Source organism: Plantactinospora veratri (genome assembly GCF_036421995.1).
Taxonomy (GTDB): Bacteria; Actinomycetota; Actinomycetes; order Mycobacteriales; family Micromonosporaceae; genus Plantactinospora; species Plantactinospora veratri.
This window is the reverse complement of sequence record NZ_JAZGQL010000021.1, coordinates 97,927-105,378: the sequence shown is the minus strand read 5'-3', so window position 1 is coordinate 105,378 and position 7,452 is coordinate 97,927. Positions and strand designations below refer to the sequence as shown.

General features: G+C 71.1%; 5 protein-coding genes. All 5 read right to left on the bottom strand.

The window, feature by feature from the left end; translation table 11 throughout:
* Window positions 1–142: 142 nt before the first annotated feature.
* Window positions 143–2,614 (bottom strand): RelA/SpoT family protein, encoded by a 2,472-nt coding sequence (locus tag V1634_RS25250; protein ID WP_407951850.1) that lies wholly within the window; start codon window positions 2,612–2,614, stop codon window positions 143–145.
* A gap of 352 nt (window positions 2,615–2,966) precedes the next feature.
* Window positions 2,967–3,530, bottom strand: coding sequence for an adenine phosphoribosyltransferase (locus V1634_RS25245; protein WP_331210365.1), 564 nt, complete (start codon window positions 3,528–3,530; stop codon window positions 2,967–2,969).
* Window positions 3,531–3,609: 79 nt separating this feature from the next.
* Entirely contained in the window at window positions 3,610–4,833 is a 1,224-nt protein-coding gene (gene secF / locus V1634_RS25240) for a protein translocase subunit SecF (RefSeq protein WP_331210364.1), read from the bottom strand.
* Window position 4,834: 1 nt separating this feature from the next.
* Window positions 4,835–6,742, bottom strand: coding sequence for a protein translocase subunit SecD (gene secD, locus V1634_RS25235; protein ID WP_331210363.1), 1,908 nt, complete (start codon window positions 6,740–6,742; stop codon window positions 4,835–4,837).
* Window positions 6,743–6,990: 248 nt separating this feature from the next.
* On the bottom strand, window positions 6,991–7,284 hold the full coding sequence (yajC, locus tag V1634_RS25230; protein WP_304598502.1) for a preprotein translocase subunit YajC: 294 nt from the start codon (window positions 7,282–7,284) through the stop codon (window positions 6,991–6,993).
* Between the last annotated feature and the right edge of the window lie 168 nt (window positions 7,285–7,452).

Sequence of the window (7,452 nt, the reverse complement as noted above, 5' to 3'; positions counted from 1 at the left end):
GGGGGGGGCCCGGGGGGGGGGGCCCCCCCCCCCCCCCCCCCCCCCCCCCCCCCCCCCCCGGGGGGGGGGGGGCCCCCCGGCGCCGTTTCAGTCATCCGTACCGAGGTGCCGCCCGTGCCGAGGAGCCGGCCCCGGGGTTGCCTCAGGCGCCCGAGGTGACCCGGTAGGCGTCGAAGACGCCGTCCACCTTGCGCACGGCGGCGAGCAGGTGCCCCAGGTGCTTGGGGTCGGCCATCTCGAAGCTGAACCGGCTCACCGCCACCCGGTCCCGGGTGGTGGTGACGGTCGCCGAGAGGATGTTGACCCGCTCGTCGGAGAGCACCCGGGTCACGTCCGCGAGCAGCTTGTGCCGGTCCAGCGCCTCGACCTGGATCGCGACCAGGAACGTCGAGGCCGAGGTGAGCCGCCAGCTCACCTCGACGATGCGCTCGGTCTGCACCTTGAGTTCCTCGGCGTTCGCGCAGTCGTCCCGGTGCACGCTCACCCCGCCGGAGCGGGTCACGAAGCCGAAGACGGTGTCCGGCGGCACCGGCGTGCAGCAGCGGGCCAGCTTGATCCAGACGTCGCTGACCCCCCGGACCACCACGCCCGGGTCGTTGCTGTTGCCCCGGCGCTGCGGACGGGTCGCGACGGCGGTCTCGGCGAGGTCCTCGGCGGCCCCCTCCTCGCCGCCGTAGCCGGCCATCAGCTTCTGCACCACGGACTGGGCGGAGACCTGGCTGTCGCCGACGGCCGCGTATAGCGAGGCGACGTCGGCCAGGTGCAGGTCCCGGGCGATGGTCATCAGGTTGTCCGTGGTCAGCATCCGCTGCAACGGCATGCCCTGCTTGCGCATCGCCTTGACGATCGCGTCCTTGCCGGCCTCGATCGCCTCCTCGCGGCGCTCCTTGTTGAAGTACTGCCGGATCTTCGTCCGCGCCCGGGGGCTCTTGACGAAGCCGAGCCAGTCCTGGGTCGGGCCGGCGGTGTCGGACTTCGAGGTGAAGATCTCGATCACGTCGCCGTTGGAGAGCGTCGACTCCAGCGGCACCAGCTTGCCGTTCACCCGCGCGCCGATGCACTTGTGCCCGACCTCGGTGTGCACCGCGTACGCGAAGTCGACCGGGGTCGACGCGGTCGGCAGCGGGATCACGTCGCCCTTCGGCGTGAAGACGTAGACCTCCTGGCTGGAGAGGTCGAAGCGGAGCGCGTCGAGGAACTCGCTCGGGTCGGCCGCCTCGCGCTGCCAGTCCAGCAACTGCCGCAGCCACGTCATCTCGTCGATGTGGGCCGGCGGGCCGACGACCGTCTCGCCCTTCTTCTCCTTGTACTTCCAGTGCGCGGCGATGCCGAACTCGGCCGTACGGTGCATCGCGTAGGTGCGGATCTGCATCTCGACCGGCTTGCCGCTCGGCCCGATCACCGTGGTGTGCAACGACTGGTACATGTTGAACTTCGGCATCGCGATGTAGTCCTTGAACCGGCCCGGCACGGGCTGCCAGTTCGCGTGGATCACACCGAGGGCCGCGTAGCAGTCCCGCACCGTGTCGACCAGGATGCGCACGCCGACCAGGTCGTAGATGTCGTTGAAGTCCCGACCCCGGACGATCATCTTCTGGTAGATCGAGTAGAGGTGCTTCGGACGGCCGGTGGTCTCCGCCTTGATCTTGGCGGACCTGAGGTCGACCTGCACCTTCTGGGTCACCTGCCGCAGCAGCGCCTCACGCTGCGGCTGGTGCTCCCCGATCAGCCGGTTGATCTCCTCGTAACGCTTCGGGAAGAGGTTGGCGAAGGCCAGATCCTCCAGCTCCCACTTGATGGTGTTCATACCGAGCCGGTGCGCCAGCGGAGCCAGGATCTCCAGCGTCTCCTTGGCCTTCTGCTCCCGCTTGGCAGGCGGCAGGAAGGTCAGGGTACGCATGTTGTGCAGCCGGTCGGCCAGCTTGATGACCAGCACCCGGGGGTCCTTGGCCATCGCCACCACCATCTTGCGGATCGTCTCCGCCTTGGCCGCGTCGCCCAGCTTGACCTTGTCCAGCTTGGTGACGCCGTCGACCAGCAGCGCGACCTCGGCACCGAAGTCGGCGCGCATCTGGTCGAGCCCGTAGTCGGTGTCCTCGATCGTGTCGTGCAGCAGCGCGGCGACCAGGGTGGTGGTGTCCATCCCGAGGTTGGCCAGGATGGTGGCGACCGCCAGCGGGTGGGTGATGTAGGGGTCGCCGGACTTGCGGTACTGCCCGGAGTGCCACCGGGCGGCCATGTCGAAGGCGCGTTGCAGCAGCCGCGCGTCCGCCTTGGGATGCGCGGCGCGGTGCGTCGCGATCAGCGGTTCCAGCACCTCGCTCACCTGCGGGGTCTGCCAGGGCGCGTTGAACCGGGCCAGCCGGGCCCGGACCCGGCGCCCGGTGGGCGCGTTGGCCAGGGCGAAACTGGACGCGGGCGGCTGCGCGACCCCGGTGGCCATCCCGGCGAACTCGGCGGTCGCGCCGGCCCCCACGGTGGCACCGACGCCGGCCGGCACCGCACCGCCGTCGACGGCGGGGGCGGCCAGCGGCCCGGCGACCGGGGCAGCGGCCCCGGCCGGACTGCCGGCGACCGGCTGGACCGCGCCGAGCGGTCGGTTCGGCGTGGCCACCCGTCCGGAGTCAGGCTGGGCCTGCTCGGCGGCGACCACCGGCTCCGCCGGCCCGCCGGGCCGACCGGACCCGTTGACCGGGGACTGGCCACCACCGGCGCCGGGCGTGCCGTCGGCAGGGGTATCAGCTTCGTTGGTGGGATGCACCATGCCCTCCGCCGGAGGGGCGACATCGGAAGACACCGGCCTCCTCAACACTTCGCCGGGAATGACCCGACCGTAGCCGGTCGAGCCGGTCCTACGCCAGTCGCGGGCATGCACCCGAGCCGGCCACGAAGGGCAATCGTACCCGCACCGGGGACCTGGTGACCGTCCTCCGGGCGTACCGGCCGGTCGTGGCGGTCACCAGGGACTAAACGGTCAGGAGGGCATGAACCGGACGAGGCGCCAACCGGTCGCGGCCGTTCAGGAAGCTCAGTTCCAGCAGCACGCTGAACCCGGCCACCGTGCCACCGGCCCGCTCCACGAGGTCCAGGGTGGCCTGCGCCGTCCCACCGGTGGCGAGTACGTCGTCGACCACCAGCACCCGGTGTCCGGCCGTGAACGCGTCCTGGTGCACCTCCAGGGTGGCCTCGCCGTACTCCAGGGCGTACGAGGCGGCGTACGCGGCCCGGGGCAGCTTGCCGGCCTTGCGTACCGGCACCACCCCGACCCCGGTGGCGTACGCGATCGCGGCGGCCACCACGAAGCCGCGCGCCTCGATCCCGACCACCACGTCGAACGAGTCCCGGCCGTGGTGGTCGACGATGTCGTCGATCACCCCCCGGAACGCGGCGCCGTCGGCGAACAACGGCATCAGGTCCTTGAACACCACGCCCGGCTTCGGGAAGTCGGGCACGTCCAGCACCCGGCTGGCCACCAACTGGGCGGTCACCGGTCCGCTGTCGCCGCGTACCTCGGTCGGGGTCTCCGTCACCACTGCGTCCTCTCCGGGCAAAGGCGCCCGACCCGCCGCCTGGGCGGCGCGTCGGGCGCCTTTCGATCCGTCTGTCGGCTCAGCGCCGCTTGCCACCGGGTCGGTTGCCACCGGAGCGACCGCCCCGGGCGCCACCGGACCGCTTGCCCGTCGGCCGGGAGCCGACCTTCGGCGCGGTCCCGGCCAGCGCGGTCCCCTCGGACGGCACCGGGGCCTCCTCGGTCGCCGGCTCGTCGACCGGCGCCTCGGCGGCGGCCGGCCGCGCCTGGCCGGGCTGCCGGGCGGGGCGGCGTACGGCGGAGGCGTCCCGGCCGCCACCGGCCCGGCGGGTCAGCACCCGCTGGGTGTGCTGCCGGATCCGCGGCTCCCGCTCCTTCAGCGCCACCAGCAGCGGGGTCGAGAGGAAGATCGACGAGAAGAACGCGGCGCCCATACCGACGAAGAGCACCAGGCCGAGGTCCTTCAGCGTGCCGGCACCGAGCAGCCCGGCACCGATGAAGAGCAGGCCACCGACGGGCAGCAGGGCGACCACCGAGGTGTTGATCGACCGCATCAGCGTCTGGTTCAGGGCCAGGTTGGCGGCCTCGGCGTACGTCTGGCTGCTGCCGCCGGTGATGCCCCGGGTGTTCTCCTGGATCTTGTCGAAGACCACCACGCTGTCGTACAGGGCGAAGCCGAGGATGGTGAGGAAGCCGACGACGGTCGACGGGGTCACCTCGAAGCCGACCGCCGAGTAGACGCCGGCGGTGAGCAGCAGGTCCAACAGGAGGCCGGCGACGGCGGCGATCGCCATCCGCAGCTCGAACCGGAGCACCAGGTAACCGGTGACCAGCACCACGAAGATCACCAGACCGAGCAGTGCCCGCTGGGTGATCTGGGCACCCCAGGCCGCGCTGACCCGGTTGTCGCTGATCTCGTCGACCGCGATGCCCAAATCGGCGGCGACCGCGGTGCGGACCTCGGTGGCCTGCTGCTGCTCCAGCGGTGAGGTCCGGAACAGGTAGGTGGCGTCGCCGACCCGCTGGCTGGAGACCAGCTCGGCCGGCCCCTCCGGGGTCGACTCCTCGGCGAGCGCGGAGTTCAGCGCCTCCTCGGCGCGCTGCATCGTGCCGACGCTGGTCGGCACCTGGAACTCGTTGCCGCCCCGGAACTCGATGCCGAGGTGGAAGCCCTGGATCAGGAAGCTGAGGATGGTCAGCAGCACCAACCCACCGGCGATGCCGAACCACAGCTTTCGGCGGGGGACGATGTCGAGACCGGCCTCACCGCGGTACAAGCGGCTGGCGAGCCCACTCCTGCTCATCTCAGGCCTCCTTCACGCGGGTCTTGCCGGTCGTCGGCGCCTCGTCGTCGTCCTGGCTGTGCAGCGCCCGACCGAGACCGCTGACCCGCGGCGACAGGAACGCCGGGGTACGCGCGAACATCGTCATGATCGGATGCCGGAACAGGAAGACGACCACCAGGTCGAGGATGGTGGCCAGGCCCAGCGCGAAGGCGAAGCCCTGCACCGTGCCGACCGAGACGAGGTAGAGCACCACGGCGGCCATGATCGAGATCGCGTTCGCCGAGATGATCGTCCGGCGGGCCCGGGCCCAGGCACGGGGTACCGCGCTGCGTGGGCTGCGTCCGTCCCGGATCTCGTCTTTCAGACGTTCGAAATAGATCACGAAGGAGTCGGCGGCGACACCCAACGAGACGATGAAGCCGGCGATTCCGGCCAGGGTCAGGGTGAAGCCGATCTGCCGGCCGAGCACCACCAGCGCGCCGAAGACCAGGATCGCGGAGAGCACCAGGCTCAGGAAGATCACCGAGCCGAGCAGCCGGTAGTAGAAGAAGGCGTAGATGATCACCAGGAGCATGCCGATGCCGGCGGCGAGCAGGCCGGCCCGCAGGTGCTCGGTGCCGAGCGTGGCGGTGATGTTCTGCGCCTCCTGCGGCTGGAAGGTCAGCGGCAGGGCGCCGTAGCGGAGCTGGCTGGCCAGCTCGCTGGCGGTGGCGTTGGTGAAGCTTCCGGTGATCTGCGAGTCACCGGTCAGCACACCCTGGATCTCCGGGGAGGAGATGATCTGGTTGTCCAGCACCACCGCCACCCGGCACCGGCCCTCGTCGCCCAGGGCCGCCTGGTCGCACTGGTTGTCGGTGTTGTTGTACGCCTCGCGGGTCAGGTTGGTCCACTTGCTCTGACCGCTGCCGGTGAAGTCCAGGCTGACCACCCACTGGCTGCTGGTCTGGTCGAGCACCCCGTCGGCGTCCTCGACGTCGGTCCCCTCCACCTTGGCGACGTCCAACAGGTTCTTCTGCTGGCCGCTCTCGCAGGCGACCACCTGCTGGTCCGACTCCTTGATCGAGCCGGGCGGCCGCTGGTCGAGCTTCTCGCAGGTGATGGTCGGTACGTTGAACTGGACGCCGGCCGGCAGGACCCGGATCTCCTGCGGGGTCAGGTCGGCGAAGGGCTTGAGCTTCTCGGCGAGGGCCGGGTCCGCACTGAAGTCCGCCGGCGCCTGGAGCGCGGTGGCGGCGGCCCAGGCCTCGGCGCCGATCTTCTGCTCCACCGCCGCGCGCTGCGCCTCCAGGGTCTGGTCGCCCGCCGGGGCGGCGCTGGCCGAGGCGCTCGGTGCCGGGGAGGCGCTGCCGCTCGGGGTGGGCGTCGGGGCCGGAGCGCCGCCGCCCTGGCCGCCACCGGCGCCCGGCGACGAGGTCACGTCCGGAGCCGGGCTGCCGGACGGGCTGGCGCTGCCGGAGGGAGTCGGGCTACCCGACGGGGCCGGGCTGGCCGAGGCACCGGGCGACGGCGCGGCGTTGACCGGGCCGCCACCGTCGACGGTCTTGAGCACCTTGCGGAACCGCAGCTCGGCCGGGGTGCCGACGTCGTCGAGGTCGGCGTTCTGCCCCGGTACCGAGATCACGATGTTGCGGTTGCCCTCGGTGACCACCTCGGCCTCGGCGACCCCTCGGCCGTCCACCCGGGCCTGGATGATCTGCCGGGCCTCCTCGAGGGAGCTGGCGGGCGGCGCCTGGCCGGCCTCGGTGGCCGCCTCCAGGGTCATCCGGGTGCCGCCGATGAGATCCAGGCCGAGCTTCGGCTCAAGCCGGTCCGTCCAGCTTCCCTTGGCCCCGGCGGCGAAGAACACCAGAAGGTAGAGGACGGTGAAGATCAACCCGAGCACGGCCAGCTGCCGCCCGGGTCGCATCTGTCCCTGAGGTGGTGCCACGGCTTTCCTGTCTCCCTGCGCGGTTCGGCCGCTAGTGGTGGGCGGCGGGTCGGACGCCGGTGGAGGCCGGCGACATACGTACCGCACCGGTGGGGGTCCCACCGGCCCGTCGATCTATTATCTTCGATGCCGAACCCGCCCCGTCGGCCGGGTCGGTCACCGAGCCATTCTCAACCCGGAGAGCGCGGAGCGTACGCCCGCCCTCCGCCCACGGCGACCACGAACCGCGAGGGAGGTTGAGCAGGGGCTCACTCCTTCGCGTCGACCTCTTCGGGCACCGACTCGACCCGCTCCACCTTCTTGACGACCCGGGCGATCGCCGGCCGCGCATACCGCGTCTGCACGCCGGGCGCCACCTCGAGCATCACGGTCTCGTCGTCCATGCCGGTGACGGTGCCGTAGAGCCCGCCGATGGTGACCACCTCGTCGCCGGGGCCGATCGAGGACTGCATCTGCTCGGCCTCGCGACGTCGCTTCTGCTGCGGCCGGATCATCATGAAGTACATGACGACGAAAAGCAGGACAATCATGAGGAGCGGCATGAAACTCCCGGCTCCGCCGCCGCTCTGTGCTGCCAAAGGCACTGTTACGACCTTCCCATCGGCCTCGTCACGACACGGGTATGCCGGAGCGGAGGCAGGAACTCACGTCCTGTACAAACCGCGGCGAGTCTAGTCCCTGCACCTGAGAACACCGAATGCGGCACGGAT

Excerpts from the sequence above, each read along its gene's own strand:
- yajC (WP_304598502.1), bottom strand. The coding sequence starts at position 7,284 with ATGCCGCTCCTCATGATTGTCCTGCTTTTCGTCGTCATGTACTTCATG.
- secF (WP_331210364.1), bottom strand. The coding sequence starts at position 4,833 with ATGAGCAGGAGTGGGCTCGCCAGCCGCTTGTACCGCGGTGAGGCCGGT.